Origin of the sequence: Schauerella aestuarii (genome assembly GCF_009866805.1) — a bacterium.
Taxonomy (GTDB): domain Bacteria; phylum Pseudomonadota; class Gammaproteobacteria; order Burkholderiales; family Burkholderiaceae_B; genus Schauerella; species Schauerella aestuarii.
The window spans coordinates 488,201-504,074 of sequence record NZ_SIZW01000040.1 but is presented as its reverse complement, the minus strand read 5'-3'; the positions used below and the strand labels follow the sequence as shown (position 1 = coordinate 504,074).

Sequence of the window (15,874 nt, the reverse complement as noted above, 5' to 3'; positions counted from 1 at the left end):
CAGGCAGTCGGCAGTAAACATGATTTAAGAACCGGGCAGAGCCCGGCATCAAAAAAGACGAGGAGTCGAGACATGAAGTTGCATACCATCACTGCTGCGCTGGCACTCGCTGGCTTGGCTGCGGCGCCGCTGGCGGCCACGCAGGCGCAAGGCATTTCCAATGACGTCATCCGCATCGGCTTCATTTCCGATCTCTCCGGCGTGTACTCCGACATCGACGGGCGCGGCGGTATCGAAGCCATCCGCATGGCGATCGAAGACGCCGGCGGCGAAATCAACGGCAAGAAGATCGAATTGCTCACCGCCGACCATCAGAACAAGGCGGACATCGCTTCGGCGCGCGCACGCGAATGGTTCGATCAGCAAAACATGGACATGCTGGTGGGCGGCACCAACTCCAGTACCGGTCTGGCCATGGCCGCCATTGCCGGCGAAAAGAAGAAGCCTTTCTTCCCGATCGGCGCCGGTGCCTCCGACCTCACCAATTCGCAGTGCACGCCCTACACCATCCACTACGCATACGACACCGTGGCGCTGGCACGGGGCACGGGTTCGGCCGTGGTGAAGAACGGCGGCAAGAGCTGGTTCTTCCTGACCGCCGACTACGCCTTCGGTCACGCGCTCGAGCGCGACACGGCCGCGGTCGTCAAAGCGGCCGGCGGCGAAGTGAAGGGCACCGTGCGCGCCCCGCTCGCCACAGCCGACTTCTCGTCGTTCCTGCTGCAGGCGCAGAGTTCCAAGGCACAGATCCTGGGTCTGGCCAACGCCGGCGGCGATACGATCAACTCGATCAAGGCCGCCAACGAATTCGGCATCACGCCCACGATGAAAATGGCCGGCCTGCTGGTGTTCATCAACGATGTGCACTCGCTCGGGCTGCAGGCCACGCAAGGCTTGTATCTGACCGACAGCTGGTACTGGGATCAAAGCGATGAGGCACGTGCCTGGAGCAAGCGCTTCGAAGACAAGATGAAGCGCAAGCCGTCGTCCATTCAGGCCGCCGATTACTCGGCCGTGGCTTTCTATTTGAAGGCGATCAAGGCCACCGGTACCGACGATGCCGATACGCTGATGAAATGGATGCGCAGCAACAAGGTCGACGATTTCTACGCCAAGGGCGGCGTGGTGCGTGAAGACGGCCGGATGGTGCACGACATGTACCTGTTCCAGGTCAAGACGCCGGCCGAATCCAAGGGACCGTGGGATTACTACAAGACGATCGCCACGCTGCCCGGCGACGAGGTCTACACCAAACTGTCCGAGTCGACCTGCAAACTCGTCAAGAAGTGATCCATGACTGAACTCTTCGGCATTCCACTGCCGGCGCTGTTGGGACAGTTGCTGCTGGGCCTGGTCAACGGGTCCTTCTACGCCATGCTGTCGCTCGGCCTGGCGGTTATCTTCGGTCTGCTCAACGTCATCAACTTCGCGCATGGCGCGTTGTACATGATGGGCGCCTTCGTGGCATGGCTGGGGTTGACCTACCTGGGCTTGAACTACTGGGTGATGCTGGTGCTCGCGCCCATCGTCGTCGGGATATTTGGCATCATCATCGAACGGCTGTTGATGCGGCATATCTACAAGCTCGATCACTTGTATGGGCTCTTGCTCACCTTTGGGCTCACGCTCCTGATCGAGGGTGTGTTTCGCAGTTTCTTCGGCGTGTCGGGGCAACCCTATCCCACGCCGGAACTGCTGCGCGGCGCCACCAACCTCGGCTTCATGGTGCTGCCCAACTATCGGGCCTGGGTGGTCGTGGCCTCGGTCACGGTGTGCCTGATCACCTGGTTCGTGATCGAACGCACCCGGTTGGGCGCACTGCTGCGCGCCGGCACGGAAAACCCCAAGCTCGTCGAAGCGTTCGGGGTCAACGTGCCGCGCATGGTCATGCTCACCTATGGGTTCGGCGTGGGCCTGGCGGGCTTCGCGGGGGTGCTGGCCGCCCCCGTGCTGCAGATCTCGCCGCTCATGGGATCCAACCTCATCATCGTGGTGTTTGCCGTGGTCGTCATCGGCGGCATGGGCTCGATCCTGGGCGCCATCGTCACGGGTTTGGGCCTGGGCGTGATCGAGGGGATGACCAAGGTGTTCTGGCCTGAGGCCTCGAGCACGGTGGTCTTCATCATCATGGCGATCGTGCTGCTCATTCGTCCGGCCGGCCTGTTCGGAAAAGAAAAATGAAACGTCACGCTCTCGGTTATCTGGCCTTCGCCGTCATCGTGGCGATTCTGCCCTTTGTCGGCGTGTACCCCATCTTCGTCATGAAGGTGCTGTGTTATGCGCTTTTCGCCTGCGCATTCAATCTGCTGCTGGGGTTCACCGGCCTGCTCTCGTTCGGCCATGCCGCCTTTCTCGGCACGGCGGCTTACGTCACAGGGCACGCGATCAAGATCTGGGGCCTGCCCACCGAACTCGGCTTGCTGGCCGGCGTCGGCGCAGCCGCCTTGCTGGGCCTGGTGATGGGCGCCGTCGCCATCCGGCGCAGCGGCATCTACTTCGCGATGATCACGCTGGCACTCTCGCAGATGGTGTTCTTCTTCTTCCTGCAGGCGCGCTTCACGGGCGGCGAAGATGGATTGCAGGGCGTGCCACGCGGCACGTTGCTGGGCATCATCGATCTGAGCCGCGACCTCAATCTCTATTACGTCGTGCTCGGCATTTTCGCATTGGGCTTCTTCATCATCTGGCGCACGGTCAACTCGCCGTTCGGCCAGGTCTTGAAAGCACTGCGTGAGAACGAGCCCCGCACCGTCTCGCTGGGCTACGACGTCGAACGCTTCAAGCTCCTCGCGTTCGTGTTGTCGGCCGCCTTGGCCGGCTTGGCCGGCAGTGCCAAAACGCTCGTGTTCGTCTCGGCCACCCTCTCGGACGCCACCTGGCAGATGTCCGGACTCGTGATCCTGATGACGCTGATCGGCGGCCTCGGCACCCTCACCGGCCCCGTACTGGGTGCTTTCGTGGTCGTTCTGCTCGAGAACAAAGTGGGCGACATGGGCGTGGCCCTGGCGCGCATGACCGGTGTGGAATGGTTCGCGGGCCTGGGCGAATCGGTCACGATCGTGATCGGGCTGATTTTCATCATCTGCGTGATGGCCTTCCGCCGCGGCATCGTGGGCGAGATCGGTGCATTGATCGACCGGCGCCGCCAGGCAACCGCACGCCCCGTGTAGCGCGCCACCCGATCCTCAACGCGTGACGTCAGTATCGACAGGCGCCCTCGGGCGCCTGTTGCCGTTTACCGATCGTCCAGCGCCGCCCCCGGCAGCGGATCCAATCGGCAGGTATCGCGACCGCTGATGCCTCTGCGCAGGAAAGCCGGCTCCGGTGTGCCGATATGCGAGCGCCAGTCCGAATACATCATCCGCCAGGCATCACGGCTGTCGAAAGCACCCAGTTCACCCACCTTGCCCACCCAGTAATTCGTCAGCGTTTCGCGCTCGGCAGCGGTAAAACGATCGTCTTCACCGGTGTCGCGATAGGTGAGCACCAGGCCCATCATCGCTTCTGGAATCTGCTCGATTTGCGCCGCGAAGAAGTAGCAGCTGCGCACGGCATCGAGGGAGAGCGCCCGGTACTCGGCTTTGAAATACGGCGCGCGTTCGTTCTGCTCGGTGGCCAGGATGCCCACGTTGTACAGCGCCAATCCGTCGCCGTTTTGCGCAGCGCGCGTCAACCACCTCGCGCCTTCCGGCCGATTGTTGCTCAGCACCGGATTATCGGGATCGCGATCGTAGATCTGCTTCCACATCGCATAAGACCATGTGGTGGGCGGGCTGCGCGAGTCCCAATAACGCAAACCCAGCCAGCGCTGCGCCGGTGGATAGCCTGCTTTCGCCGCATTCAGCAACGCATCGCCGGCACGCACGGCGCACACCGGCACGTCGGGATCGTCATTGCACCAGCGATCCAGTTCCATCAGGGCCGGCGGAAAACCTGCATCGGCTGCTCGCAGCAACCAGGTCCAGGCCTGTGCCCGATCGTCAGCCGATTGCGCGTGACGCAGTCGGCGTGCTGCTTCGAGGGCACCCTGCGGCAAGCCCGCCGTGGCTGCCTGCACGATCAACGCCAACTCGCCAGCGGGATCGCGCACCGCGCCCGGTTCGCCTCGGCTCAGTTGGGCTGCATTGAACAGCGCCCGCCGTTGCCCCTGCTTCGCTGCGCGAGCGTTCCAAAGACGTGCCTCAACAGGATCATTCGCCCCGCCCCAACCATTGAGCAGCATGCGCGCCAGCGATGCCTGAGCGTCCGCATGGCCCCGCTCGGCGGCGGCGCGATAGCGTCGCTGTGCTTGCGGCAAATCCTGTTGGACATGGCGGCCGTCTTCCACCAGCACAGCCATCGCATATTGCGCGTCCGGCGCGGCGCTGCCCGCGTCATGCAGAATGCGTTCGACGTCGGCGGGCGACCAGCCGTCCGGATCGACGTCATACCAGTACACCGCCGGCAACCAAGGCGGACGGGTGATGACGTCGGCCGTTGGAAGTGGCGTCGTTCCAGCACGCGGAGCACTGTTGGCCTGTGACCGTGACGGTGATGGTGACAGCGACTGTGACAGCGACTGTGATGGTGACGGCGAATCTGACGGCGACTCTGACGGCGACTGCAACCGTGGTTGCGACTGCGCCGCTGCGGAGGCCGGTCCTCCACCATGTTCGGCCGCAACCGCTTCCGAACCTGATAAAGCCGCCATCACCGCAATCGTGTACAGCGCCGCTTGCAGACGCCTCGAGCCGTTGAACATCACATTCCATTCAGAAAACAAAACAGGCGCCGTTGGCGCCTGTCAGGGGATTAGTGGGTACGCGCAAACCACACGCGACCGTGCACGCTATGCGCAAACCATCACGCGGCTTCCTGTTGCTTACCCAGCCCCAGATAGCTTTCGATCACGCGCGGATTGCCCGCCAGCTCATGTGCCGGACCGGACAATATCACTTCTCCGGTTTCCAGCACATAGCCGTGATCGGCCACTTGCAGCGCGGCGCGTGCATTCTGCTCGACCAGCAGGATGGCCACGCCCGTTTGACGCAGTTGCGAAACGATGTGGAAGATCTCGCGCACGATGCGTGGGGCGAGTCCCAAACTGGGCTCGTCCAGCATCAGCACGCGCGGCTTGGCCATCAAGGCGCGGCCCACGGCCAGCATCTGGCGCTCGCCGCCCGACAATGTACCGGCCTGCTGCGCGCGCCGTTCGCGCAACCGCGGGAACAACTCGAAGACGTCCTGCATGGTTTCGCGCCAGCCCGATTCGCGCGCGCGATAGCGGCGGAAACCGCCCAGCAGCAGGTTGTCCTCAACGGACATGCTGCCGAAAAGTTCGCGCCGCTCGGGCACCAGCGAGAGGCCGACGCCCACGCGCCGCTCGACGCTCCAGCCTGAAATATCCTGGCCGTCGTAGGTGACCTGGCCGGTGGCGTGGCCTGTTTGCGGCAAGGCGCCCATGATCGCGTTGAGCATCGTGGATTTACCTGCGCCATTGGCGCCGATCACCGTGACGATGCTGCCGGGCGCGACCGACAGCGTGGCGCCCGATAGCGCGCCGACTTTGCCGTAGCGCGCTGCCAGATCGCGCACTTCAAGAATGGGTTGCGTCGTCATCATGCGACTCCGGTAGCGTTGGCAGGATGGGCGGGCGCGACAGGCGCGACAGGCGCGGCAGGCGTTGCCGACTGCGGCAACGTGCCCGGCATGTCTTCGTCGATACCGCCCAGATACGCTTCCAGCACGGCCGGATTGCGCTGCACATCGGCCGGCACGCCTTCGGCGAGCTTGGTGCCGAAATCCATCACCACCAGGTGATTGGTCAAACGCATCACGAAATCCATGTCGTGCTCAACCAGCAGAATGCTCATGCCCTCTTCACGCAGTTGCGACAGCACCCGTGCCAGATCCTGCTTTTCCTTGTAGCGCAGGCCGGCGGCGGGCTCGTCAAGCAGCAGCAGCACCGGATCCGTGGCCAAGGCACGTGCGATCTCGAGAATGCGCTGCTGACCCAATGCGAGGTTGCCCGCCTGTTCGTACAGATAGTCGCCCAGACCCACACGCTGCAATTGACGCGCGGCTTCGTGCAGCAACTGTGCTTCGCGCGCGCGATCGGTGTGCAACGCACCGGCCGCCACACCCACTTCAGTGCGCAGATGCGCACCCAAGGCCACGTTTTCAATCACAGACATACCGGGCAATAGCTGCACATGCTGGAACGTGCGCCCAACCCCTTGCTTGGCGATGGCGCGCGCACTCAACCCGTCGATGCGTTGGCCGCGAAACCGCACCTGGCCGCGGGTGGCGGGCAAAACGCCGGTGATCAGATTGAACGTCGTGCTCTTGCCGGCGCCGTTGGGGCCGATCAAGCCCACGATCTCGCCGGTACGCACATTGAAGCTGATGTCGTTGACTGCCACCAGGCCGCCGAATTCCTTGCGAATGGCATCCACCTCGAGCACATGTTCGGTGGGCGCATCGCGCTCGCGCTTGGGCAGCGCCGGAGCTTCGGGCGGTGCAGGCGCATGGCGACGCGAGCCGGCGCCACCGGTCAAACGACGAAACAACCCGCTCAAGATCGGCCACAAGCCATCGCGTGCATATTGCAGCACGAGCACCAGCATCACACCGAACACGATCAGTTCGAAGTTGGCATCCGTATTGAACAAGCGCGGCATCCAGTTCTGGATCTGGTCCTTCAGGATCAGAATCACGGCCGAGCCCAGCAGTGCGCCCCACACATAGCCTGCGCCGCCCACAACGGCCATGAACAGGTACTCGATGCCGTAGTTCAGCCCGAACGGACTCGGACTGACGGCGCGCTGCATGTGCGCGTACAGCCAGCCGGACACACACGCCAACAGCGCGGCATAAACGAAGATGATGATCTTGTAGGCGGCGGTGTTCACCCCCATCGATTCGGCCATGCCCGCGCCGCTCTTGAGTGCACGGATGGCACGCCCAGGGCGCGAATCGAGCAGATTGTGCGTGGCCCACACCGCCAGCAACACGAGTACCCAGATCAGGTAGTACATATTGCGCCCGCCGCTGAGCGACCACCCGAAAAACGTGAGCGGTGCAATGCCGGCGATCCCGTCGTGCTTGCCCAGCGCTTCCATATTGCCGAACAGATAGAAGAGCGACAGACTCCAGGCGATGGTGCCCAAAGGCAGATAGTGGCCCGACAGGCGCAACGTAATCGCGCCCAGCGTAAAGGCGATCAACGCCGTAAGCACCAGGCCCGCAACCAGCGCCAACCAGGGCGACACGCCGTATTGGGTGGTAAGCCACGCCGTGGTGTAGGCGCCCACGCCCACGAAGGCCGCCTGACCGAACGAGGTCAAACCGCCCACGCCGGTAAGCAGCACGAGACCCAGCACGACCAGACTGGCCAGGCCGATGTAATTGAGTTGGGTGATCCAGAACTCAGGCGTGGCCGTCGTCATGGGCAACACGGCCAGCACGACGACGAACAGCGCGATCAACACATGATTCTTGCGCATGATTTATTCCTCGTCGTCCACGTGATGACTGCCGAACGAGCGCCACAACAGCACCGGAATGATCAACGTAAACACGATGACTTCTTTGTAGGCACTGGCCCAGAAAGACGAAAAGGCCTCGAGAATGCCGACCAGCAATGCGCCGGCTGCGGCCACCGGATAACTCACCAGGCCACCGATGATGGCGCCCACGAAACCTTTCAACCCGATCAGAAAGCCGGTGTCGTAGTACACGGTCGTGACCGGTGCGATCAACATCCCCGACACGACACCGATGGCCACTGCGAGCGTAAAGGTGAGCGTGCCCGACATCGTCGTGCTGATGCCAACGAGACGCGCGCCGCGCCGGTTGACCGCCGTCGCGCGCAATGCGCGGCCATACAGCGTTTTACCGAAGAACAGCCATAGGGCGATGATGAGCGCCGCGCACGTGCCGACCACGAACAGACTCTGCGCCGACCACGTCATGAAACCGAGGTCGACCTGCCCCGATACGAAGGGCGGCGTGCGCCAACCTTCGGCGCCGAAGAACACGAGCGCCAATCCCATCAATGCGAAGTGCAGGGCAACCGACACGATCAGCAGCACCAGCACCGTGGCTTCCGCAAGCGGTTGATAGACGATCCGATAGACCATCGGCCCCATCGGCACCACCAGGATGAGCGTGACGATGATGTTCAGCCACAGATTGCGATCCGGTGCCACGAACTGCATCGTGGCCCACAACACGGCAAGCGGCAGGGCCACGTACGTGATCGCCGTGCGCAACAGTCCGGCCCAGGCGCCGGTACGAATGGCACGGCCGATTTCGAGCAGCAGCACAATGGCGCCCAGCATGGGCATCAGATAGGCCGTGCCGGGAACGCGGCCGTTGACCAGCATGGCCAAGGTGAGCGCACCGAACGCGACGAATTCGCCCTGCGGGATGAAAATGACGCGGGTAACCGCGAAGACGAGCACGAGCGCCATGCCCAGCAGTGCATAAATGGCGCCGTTGACAATGCCGTCCTGCAACAGGATCAGCGCAATTGTTGAGTCCATCGAACCACTATCGTGTTATCGGTATGCGGCCCGTCGCCATCCGCGAGCGGCGACGGCCTATGTCACGACGCCGGCCATGCGGCCGGCGTCCCCTGCCTGATATGGTGACACACCCGCCGGTCAGAGACCCGGCTGATATACCCACTTGCCGTTTTCGACTTTCACCATCACACGTGAGCGCTCGTCAAAACCGGCATGATCCGTCGGGCTCATATTGAACACACCTTGCGAAGCCGGCACGTTCTTCAAGCCTTCGAGCGCATCGCGCATGGCGACGCGAAACTCGGGCGTGCCCGGCTTGGCGCCGGACTTCAACGCGACCGGCAAGGCGGCCGTCACCAATTGACCGGCATCCCACATATGGCCGCCGAACGTGTTGGTCGAGCCTTCGCCGTGCGCTTTCTCATACGCCTGGATGTAGGTCAGGGCCGACTTCTTGACGGGGTTGCTGTCGGGCAATTGCGCGGCGACGAGCAACGGACCGGCCGGCAGGAGCATGCCGTCGCAATCCTTGCCACACACACGCAGCACATCGTTATTGGCCGACCCGTGCGTTTGGTAGATCGTGCCGCCGTAATTGCGGGCCTTCAGTTCCTTTTGCGGCAAGGCCGAGGGCGTGCCTGCACCGGCGATCAGGATCGCATCGGGCTTGGAGCCGACCAGCTTGAGCACCTGGCCCGTCACGCTGGTGTCGGTGCGGCTGTACTTCTCGATCGCGACGATCTCGATGTTCTTGGTGGCGGCGGCCTTCTTCATCACGTCCAGCCAACCGTCGCCGTAGGCGTCGGCAAAGCCGATGAAGCCCAGGGTCTTCACCTTGTTCTTGGCCATGGCGTCCACAAGGGCACTGGCCATCAACGCATCGTTTTGCGGGGTCTTGAACACCCAGCGGCGCTTCTCATCGATAGGCTCGACGATCTTGGCGCTGGCCGCAACGCTGATCATCGGCGTCTTGGTTTCCGCGGCGACGTCGACCATGGCAAGCGAACCCGGGGTGACGGAGGTGCCCACCAGCACGTCGACATTGTCTTCCGTGATCAACTTGCGGGCGTTGCGGACGGCCTGCGTGGTATCTGTGGCGTCGTCCAGCACGATCCACTCGACCTTTTGACCGGCCACTTCACGCGGCAACAGGGCCACGGTATTGCGCTCCGGGATGCCCAGCGACGCGGCCGGGCCCGTACTGGCGACGGTCACGCCGATCTTGACCTGCGCCGAGCTTGCCAGCGGAAATGCCAGGGCCAGCGACATTGCGGCCACAGTGAGGCCGAAACGTGGGGAACGCATCATGGTTTTGTCTCCGAGTCGACCCTTTTGTCCACCGTCGAGGGTGATACAGGGCCTGGTTAAAGTAATACACAAAAACGTATTATAGGTTCAAAACAGTATCACATCACACTTGGAACGACCCGTGGATTACCCCAACCCGGCCCGTCAAATGCATTTGTTATTGTCTAATAAGTGTGTCAGACCCCAGGGGGAAGCGTCAGCTAGGGGATTCCCTGCATTGCCTCGTTTAAGATGCGTGTATAGCACCCCGATGAAGGCGCCGAACCAATCCCCGGTACGGCGCTCCAAGATCAGGGTTCACGCGCTATCAATATTGGAGACCGTTCATGGACAAGCCCGTCACGCCAGAAAAAGTCGTCAAGAGCGATGCCGAATGGCGCGCGCAACTGTCGCCTGAAGAATTTTTCGTTGCCCGAGAGAAGGGTACCGAGCGCGCGTTCACCGGGCGCTATTGGGATACCACCACCCCCGGCATCTATCGCTGTGTGGGTTGCGGCACTGCCCTCTTCGCTTCGGATACCAAGTTCGACGCCGGCTGTGGCTGGCCGAGCTATTTCGAGCCGCTCGATCCTGCCCTGGTGCGCGAAGAGCGCGATGTGAGCCACGGCATGGTGCGCACGGAAGTGATGTGCAATGTGTGCGACTCGCATCTGGGCCATGTGTTTCCCGATGGTCCGCCGCCGACCGGTCTGCGCTATTGCATCAATTCCCTGTCGATGACGTTCGAGCCCGCTGAATGAAGAAGTTTCTGTTCGACCTGTTTCCGCTGATTCTGTTTTTTCTGGCGTATCGCTATACCGAGATCTATACCGCCACGGCGGTCGCCATCGGCGCCTCCGTGCTGCAGATTCTGTGGCTCAAGCTCACCGGCAAGGCAATCGAAACCACGCACTGGATCAATCTTTCCGTGATCGTGATCTTCGGCGGTGCCACCCTGTGGCTCAAGAGCGACGTGTTCATCAAGTGGAAACCGACCGTACTGTATTGGTTGTTTGCCGCAGCGCTGCTGATCGGCCGCTTCGCCATGGGCAAGAACCTCATCAAGCACATGCTCGGCAAGCAGATCGTGATGGCCGATGCCGCCTGGGATCGTCTGAACACCATGTGGGCCACGTTCTTCGTGGCCGCCGGGGCACTCAATCTGTATGTGGCGTTTTCAGGCCACTTCACCGAATCGCAGTGGGTGAACTTCAAAGTATTCGGGTTGATGGCGTTGCTGGTGATCTTCGTGATCGGTCAATCGCTGTGGCTGGGCAAGCATATGCAGTCGGCCGACCCCGACCAGGCGAATGCCAATCGGAGCATCAAATGAGCGGGCACGATACCCACACGCCTGACGGACACGATCACACCGGTCACGATCCGGACCGCGGCGCGGCGACTGCCGCTGGCGGTGCCGGCGCGGCTGCCGCGGCAACGTCAGTGGGCGCCGAAAGAATGGCCTTGATTCGCACTCGCCTCGCGGCACTCGAACCCGACTTGCTCGATATCGACGACGAATCGCACCTCCACGCCGGGCACGCCGGCGCCGAGGGGGGTGCCAGCCACTTTCGCGTACGCATCGTCTCGCCCCGTTTTGCGGGCCTGACGCCTGTGGCGCGGCATCGGCTGGTGTATCATCAATTAGCCGATCTCATCCCCTTTCCCATCCACGCATTGGCGTTGGATACCCCGGCTTTCAAAGAGTAAAAGGATCGATATGAACCGTTTCATCATGCTGGCTGCTGCATGCGTTATCGCCGTGCCGGCATTCGCCCAAAACGTTGCCACCGTCAACGGTAAGCCGATCACGCAACAAAGCGTCGACCAGTTCGTCAAGCTGCTGATCAGCCAAGGGGCGACCGATTCGCCGCAGCTGCGCGAACAGGTCAAGCAAGAGATGATCAACCGTCAGGTGTTCGTGCAAGCCGCCGAATCCTCCGGCGTGGCCAAGCAAGCCGATACCCGCACGGAAATCGAACTGGCTCGCCAAGGCATCCTGGTTCGCGCATTGATGGCCGACTATCTGGCCAAGCACCCGGTCGATGCCAAGAAAGTGCAGTCCGAGTACGACAACATCAAGAAAGAACAAGCCGGCAATATGGAGTACAAGGTACGCCACATTCTGGTTCCGGACGAAAAGCAGGCCAACGACATCCTCGCTCAAATCAAGAGCGACAAGAGCAAGTTCGACGACCTCGCCAAGAAGAACTCGAAGGATCCCGGCAGCGCCGACAAGGGTGGCGATCTGGGCTGGGCGCCGCCCACCAACTACGTGCCCCCGTTCGCGCAAGCTGTGACCCAGCTGAAGAAAGGCGGCATCGTCGACAAACCCGTGCAAACCCAGTTCGGCTGGCACGTGATCATGGTCGAGGACACCCGTCCGGTGCAGTTCCCGCCGCTCGATCAGGTGCGCCCGCAGATCGAAGAGATGCTGCGTCAGCAAACGCTGAGCAAGTATCAGGAAGACCTGCGCAGCAAGGCCAAGATCCAGTAATTCCGGATCGCAGCCCAGCAAAAAAGCCTCGATAATTCGAGGCTTTTTTGTTTTTCACGCGGCAGACCATAGCGTGGGCGGCAGGCAAAGGTCGTGTTCAGGTTGGGCTTGACTCTCGTCTGCTTGAACGTCGATGTCGGCCCATCATTCGGTGGGGCTGCGCGCAGGCTTACATTCCCAGCAGTGCCTTCAGACCCTCTTCGTCCAGCACCGTCACACCCAATTCCTGGGCCTTGGTGAGTTTGCTGCCGGCATCTTCGCCCGCCACCACATAAGCGGTTTTCTTCGATACCGAGCCGCTCACTTTGCCACCCGCGGCCAGCACATAGCGCGTGGCCTCGTCGCGGGTCCAGGTGGGCATCGTGCCGGTGAGCACCAGTGTCTTGCCATCGAGGCGGTTACCGACCGGCGCCTCATCCGGCTTTGGATGAACGCCCTGCTTGGTGAGTTCGTGCACGATCTCGCGGTTGTGCGCTTCCGCGAAGAAGCGGCGGATCGACCCCGCGACCACTGGACCCACATCCGGCACCGTCAGGAGCGCGTCCTCATCGGCATCCATGATCGCCTCCATCGAGCCGAAAGTGCGCGCCACGTCGCGGGCCGTTGTTTCGCCCACGTGCCGGATACCGAGTGCAAACAGCAGACGGCTCAACGCCGGCTCTCGGGCGCGATCGATCGCTTCAATGAGGTTATCGGCCGACTTCTTGCCCAGGCGATCGTAGCTGGCCAATTCGAGCGACTTCAGGCTGTACAGATCGGCAAGCGACTTGACGCGATCGTTGTCGACCAGTTGATCGACCAGCCGTTCGCCCAAGCCCTCGATATCCAGTGCCTTGCGGCCGGCGGCGTGCAACAGGGTTTGCTTGCGTTGAGCTGCGCAAAACAAGCCGCCCGTGCACCGCGCGATCGTTTCGTCCTCGGGACGCTCGATCGCCGAACCGCATACCGGGCACTGCTTGACCATCACAAACTCGGTCGCATCCTTGGGACGCTTTTCGAGTACCGGCCCCACCACCTCGGGAATCACGTCGCCTGCGCGGCGAACGATCACGGTATCGCCGATGCGAACATCCTTGCGGCGGATCTCGTCCTCGTTGTGCAACGTGGCGTTGGTGACCGTCACGCCGCCGACGAACACCGGGGCCAACCGCGCCACCGGCGTGATCGCGCCGGTGCGGCCCACCTGCACCTCGATGGCCTCGAGTGTGGTGGTGGCCTCTTCAGCCGGATATTTGTGTGCCAGCGCGAACCGGGGCGCTCGCGCCACGAATCCCAGCACCTTTTGCGCGGGCAACGCGTCTACCTTGTAGACCACGCCATCGATGTCATAAGGCAACGTGGGCCGCAACGTGCGCACGTGCTCGTAGAAGGCCAGCAAGCCGTCCTCCCCCTGCGCCATGTGGTTGTGACGCGTATTCACCGGGAAGCCCAGTTCGGCCAGCCAGCCGAGCATTTCGCCATGCGTGTCGTAGGGCAACTCGGCAGCCGCCGCCACGCCGGGTGCCGGCTCTTCGAACGCCGCATCCGTATCGCGCGGCAAGCCCTGAACCTCGCCCCATCCATAGGCGAAGAAACGCAGATTGCGCGTTGCCGTGATCTGCGAATCCAACTGCCGCAAACTGCCGGCGGCCGCGTTGCGCGGATTCACGAACACCTTCTCGCCCCGCTTGCGCTGGGCGTCGTTCATCTTGTCGAAGTCGCTGCGATTCATCAGCACTTCGCCGCGCACTTCGAGCACGCGAGGCGCCCGGCCCTTGAGCTTGACCGGAATGATCTTGATCGTGCGGATATTGCTGGTGACATCCTCGCCCGTCTGGCCGTCGCCACGCGTAGCGGCTTGCACCAGCACGCCGTCTTCATAGCGCAGACTGATGGCCAGGCCGTCGAGCTTGAGTTCGCAAAAATAGGCGGTCTCGTCTGCCGCGCCCAACATGCCCGCGCCACGCAACGTGTCGCCCACGCGTTTGTCGAAAGCCGCCACGTCTTCGGCCTCGAACGCATTGCCCAGCGACAACATGGGTACGGCATGGCGCACGCTGGCGAAAGCCGCCGATGGCGCCGCACCCACGCGTTGCGTGGGCGATTCCGGCGTGATCAGTTCGGGATGCTCGGTTTCGAGCGTTTGCAGCGCGCGCATCAAACGATCGTAGACGGCGTCATCCACCGTAGGATCGTCTTCCACGTAATAGCGGTAATTGTGCTGCTCGATCTCGCTGCGCAAGCGGGCGGCAAGCGCCTCGGGCGATTGCGCAGTGCCTGCACCGGAGGCATCACCTGCCGCAACATCCTGCGCTGCCGCAGCTGATTCGCGCGCCAGCGCCTTTGCGGCGGCAGGCGAGCCTTCATTCGCGCGATCCTGCGCAGCGGCCGCCTTCCCAGACGGCTTGCCGGTCTTGCCGGCGCTCACGAGAACACCCGCTGCGCGCGCGCACTCCCCGAACGCAAACCTGCTTGATCAAGTTGCGAGAAGAGCTTCTGCAAACGTTCGTCGATGGCCACGTCCGAACCATCGGCCAACGGCTTGCCCTGATCGTCGACCAGATCGGCACGCAGACGCGACGCCAGCTCGCGTCCCACGTCGACCATACGGCCGAAAGCGCGCGTATCCGCAGGACTGCACGGCACGTCCAGCAACAGATTCATCTTCTCGACGCCACCCACGCCGGCATCGAACGGTGCGCCATCGCTACGCGACAGCGTGAAGCGCGCGATGCCTTCGTCGGACATCCAGGCCAGACGCGGCCCTTCGTGCACGAAGCCCATATCGCGCGCAATGGCCAGCACTTCGGCGGCCGGTTGCGCACAACCGAGCAGCAGTGTCAGGCCGACCTGGGTATCCAGCGCTGCACACACGTCATCGAGCTTGTGCGCATGTTCCAGCACCGGTTGCTGTTCAGGACCTTCAGGCGAGGCATCGAAACGCTCCGCCAGATCCTGCGCGCGAGCCCAGGCCTGCGACCATTCGATCGCCGTCAGCGGACCGCTGCGATTGGCCAGCAAGATCGCAAGCTGCAATCGGGAATAGGTTTCGTCCGAATGGATGCGGGCGCGATGGCGGCCGCCTTCGGTCTCGGCAAAGATACGCACCGGCTTGCGGCCCACATTGCGCACACTTTGCACGTGGGGCAGCAATTCGGCGCCGCGCACGGGCGAGCCGAACGTCAATTCGATCACCGCCTCGATCGCGGGATCGACTTCCTCCGCATCGTCTTGATCGCTGCCGGAGGTTGCCGCCAGGGGGGCTGCGGGCGCAGGCGCGGCCGACGCGCCTGTCACGCTGCCGCTGCCGGCGCCGAAGTTGGGCTCGCGCCGCGGCTCGGCGCTCTGCGCGCCTTTGTGCACCTTGGTCGCAGGCGCGCGCGGTTCACTTGCACCGCCGTGGCCGCCACCATGCTGCTCGGCACCCAATAAAGGATCGTGCTCGTTGGTAGGGAAATGGCTCTGCATCTTGCGCCGTACACGACGGTCCTGCCACCAGTTGAAACCCAGTACCAGCAAGATCAACAGGACGCCCAGAACAATCAGGCCAATCTGCAAATCACTCATAGTTTTTTCCCCCGTCTCGGTGAGACGGCATATTCAC

14 protein-coding genes are annotated in these 15,874 nt (G+C 62.6%); 7 read left to right on the top strand and 7 right to left on the bottom strand.

Annotation, left to right across the window (positions count from 1 at the left end):
• The first annotated feature begins 72 nt into the window (after positions 1–72).
• Genes EYW45_RS09140 through EYW45_RS09130 form a run of 3 tightly spaced genes read left to right on the top strand, consistent with a single transcriptional unit; the run spans position 73 to position 3,170 of the window.
• The gene (locus EYW45_RS09140; RefSeq protein ID WP_161135045.1) at positions 73–1,290 is read left to right on the top strand and encodes an ABC transporter substrate-binding protein; all 1,218 of its coding nucleotides are present in this window, start codon (positions 73–75) and stop codon (positions 1,288–1,290) included.
• Positions 1,291–1,293: 3 nt separating this feature from the next.
• Positions 1,294–2,181: a branched-chain amino acid ABC transporter permease gene (locus EYW45_RS09135; protein ID WP_161135044.1), complete on the top strand. Its 888-nt coding sequence runs from the start codon at positions 1,294–1,296 to the stop codon at positions 2,179–2,181.
• Positions 2,178–3,170: a branched-chain amino acid ABC transporter permease gene (locus EYW45_RS09130; RefSeq protein ID WP_161135043.1), complete on the top strand. Its 993-nt coding sequence runs from the start codon at positions 2,178–2,180 to the stop codon at positions 3,168–3,170. Before EYW45_RS09135 ends, EYW45_RS09130 begins: the two co-directional genes overlap by 4 nt.
• 65 nt (positions 3,171–3,235) lie before the next feature.
• Here EYW45_RS09130 and EYW45_RS09125 read toward each other — a convergent pair whose 3' ends face one another.
• The 5 genes from EYW45_RS09125 to EYW45_RS09105 form a co-directional block, all read right to left on the bottom strand.
• The gene (locus tag EYW45_RS09125; RefSeq protein WP_161135042.1) at positions 3,236–4,438 is read right to left on the bottom strand and encodes a tetratricopeptide repeat protein; all 1,203 of its coding nucleotides are present in this window, start codon (positions 4,436–4,438) and stop codon (positions 3,236–3,238) included.
• A gap of 404 nt (positions 4,439–4,842) precedes the next feature.
• A complete protein-coding gene (locus EYW45_RS09120) occupies positions 4,843–5,598 on the bottom strand; it encodes an ABC transporter ATP-binding protein (RefSeq protein WP_161135413.1) in 756 nt (251 codons plus the stop codon).
• On the bottom strand, positions 5,598–7,484 hold the full coding sequence (locus tag EYW45_RS09115) for a branched-chain amino acid ABC transporter ATP-binding protein/permease (RefSeq protein WP_161135041.1): 1,887 nt from the start codon (positions 7,482–7,484) through the stop codon (positions 5,598–5,600). Before EYW45_RS09115 ends, EYW45_RS09120 begins: the two co-directional genes overlap by 1 nt.
• A gap of 3 nt (positions 7,485–7,487) precedes the next feature.
• Positions 7,488–8,525, bottom strand: coding sequence for a branched-chain amino acid ABC transporter permease (locus EYW45_RS09110; RefSeq protein WP_161135040.1), 1,038 nt, complete (start codon positions 8,523–8,525; stop codon positions 7,488–7,490).
• Between the two features lie 120 nt (positions 8,526–8,645).
• Entirely contained in the window at positions 8,646–9,812 is a 1,167-nt protein-coding gene (locus EYW45_RS09105; RefSeq protein ID WP_161135412.1) for an ABC transporter substrate-binding protein, read from the bottom strand.
• Positions 9,813–10,141: 329 nt separating this feature from the next.
• On the opposite strand from EYW45_RS09105, the gene msrB reads away from it, so the two are divergent.
• From msrB to EYW45_RS09085, 4 genes are all read left to right on the top strand, one after another.
• Positions 10,142–10,555, top strand: a complete 414-nt coding sequence (gene msrB, locus EYW45_RS09100; RefSeq protein WP_161135039.1) for a peptide-methionine (R)-S-oxide reductase MsrB — start codon at positions 10,142–10,144, stop codon at positions 10,553–10,555.
• Positions 10,552–11,127, top strand: a complete 576-nt coding sequence (locus EYW45_RS09095; protein ID WP_161135038.1) for a septation protein A — start codon at positions 10,552–10,554, stop codon at positions 11,125–11,127. The genes msrB and EYW45_RS09095 overlap by 4 nt, the downstream gene beginning before the upstream one ends.
• A 125-nt stretch (positions 11,128–11,252) precedes the next feature.
• Positions 11,253–11,504, top strand: coding sequence for a BolA family protein (locus EYW45_RS09090; RefSeq protein ID WP_161135411.1), 252 nt, complete (start codon positions 11,253–11,255; stop codon positions 11,502–11,504).
• 10 nt (positions 11,505–11,514) lie between these two features.
• Complete coding sequence (locus tag EYW45_RS09085) at positions 11,515–12,291, top strand: peptidylprolyl isomerase (protein ID WP_161135037.1); 777 nt, start codon at positions 11,515–11,517, stop codon at positions 12,289–12,291.
• 169 nt (positions 12,292–12,460) lie between these two features.
• Here EYW45_RS09085 and ligA read toward each other — a convergent pair whose 3' ends face one another.
• A complete protein-coding gene (gene ligA, locus EYW45_RS09080; RefSeq protein WP_407924907.1) occupies positions 12,461–14,698 on the bottom strand; it encodes an NAD-dependent DNA ligase LigA in 2,238 nt (745 codons plus the stop codon).
• Complete coding sequence (locus EYW45_RS09075) at positions 14,695–15,837, bottom strand: cell division protein ZipA C-terminal FtsZ-binding domain-containing protein (protein WP_161135036.1); 1,143 nt, start codon at positions 15,835–15,837, stop codon at positions 14,695–14,697. The genes ligA and EYW45_RS09075 overlap by 4 nt, the downstream gene beginning before the upstream one ends.
• Positions 15,838–15,874 lie beyond the last annotated feature (37 nt).

Excerpts from the sequence above, each read along its gene's own strand:
- EYW45_RS09130 (WP_161135043.1), top strand. The coding sequence starts at position 2,178 with ATGAAACGTCACGCTCTCGGTTATCTGGCCTTCGCCGTCATCGTGGCG.
- EYW45_RS09140 (WP_161135045.1), top strand. The coding sequence starts at position 73 with ATGAAGTTGCATACCATCACTGCTGCGCTGGCACTCGCTGGCTTGGCT.
- EYW45_RS09115 (WP_161135041.1), bottom strand. The coding sequence starts at position 7,484 with ATGCGCAAGAATCATGTGTTGATCGCGCTGTTCGTCGTCGTGCTGGCC.
- EYW45_RS09120 (WP_161135413.1), bottom strand. The coding sequence starts at position 5,598 with ATGACGACGCAACCCATTCTTGAAGTGCGCGATCTGGCAGCGCGCTAC.
- EYW45_RS09090 (WP_161135411.1), top strand. The coding sequence starts at position 11,253 with ATGGCCTTGATTCGCACTCGCCTCGCGGCACTCGAACCCGACTTGCTC.
- EYW45_RS09085 (WP_161135037.1), top strand. The coding sequence starts at position 11,515 with ATGAACCGTTTCATCATGCTGGCTGCTGCATGCGTTATCGCCGTGCCG.
- EYW45_RS09110 (WP_161135040.1), bottom strand. The coding sequence starts at position 8,525 with ATGGACTCAACAATTGCGCTGATCCTGTTGCAGGACGGCATTGTCAAC.
- EYW45_RS09075 (WP_161135036.1), bottom strand. The coding sequence starts at position 15,837 with ATGAGTGATTTGCAGATTGGCCTGATTGTTCTGGGCGTCCTGTTGATC.
- msrB (WP_161135039.1), top strand. The coding sequence starts at position 10,142 with ATGGACAAGCCCGTCACGCCAGAAAAAGTCGTCAAGAGCGATGCCGAA.
- EYW45_RS09095 (WP_161135038.1), top strand. The coding sequence starts at position 10,552 with ATGAAGAAGTTTCTGTTCGACCTGTTTCCGCTGATTCTGTTTTTTCTG.
- EYW45_RS09105 (WP_161135412.1), bottom strand. The coding sequence starts at position 9,812 with ATGCGTTCCCCACGTTTCGGCCTCACTGTGGCCGCAATGTCGCTGGCC.
- EYW45_RS09135 (WP_161135044.1), top strand. The coding sequence starts at position 1,294 with ATGACTGAACTCTTCGGCATTCCACTGCCGGCGCTGTTGGGACAGTTG.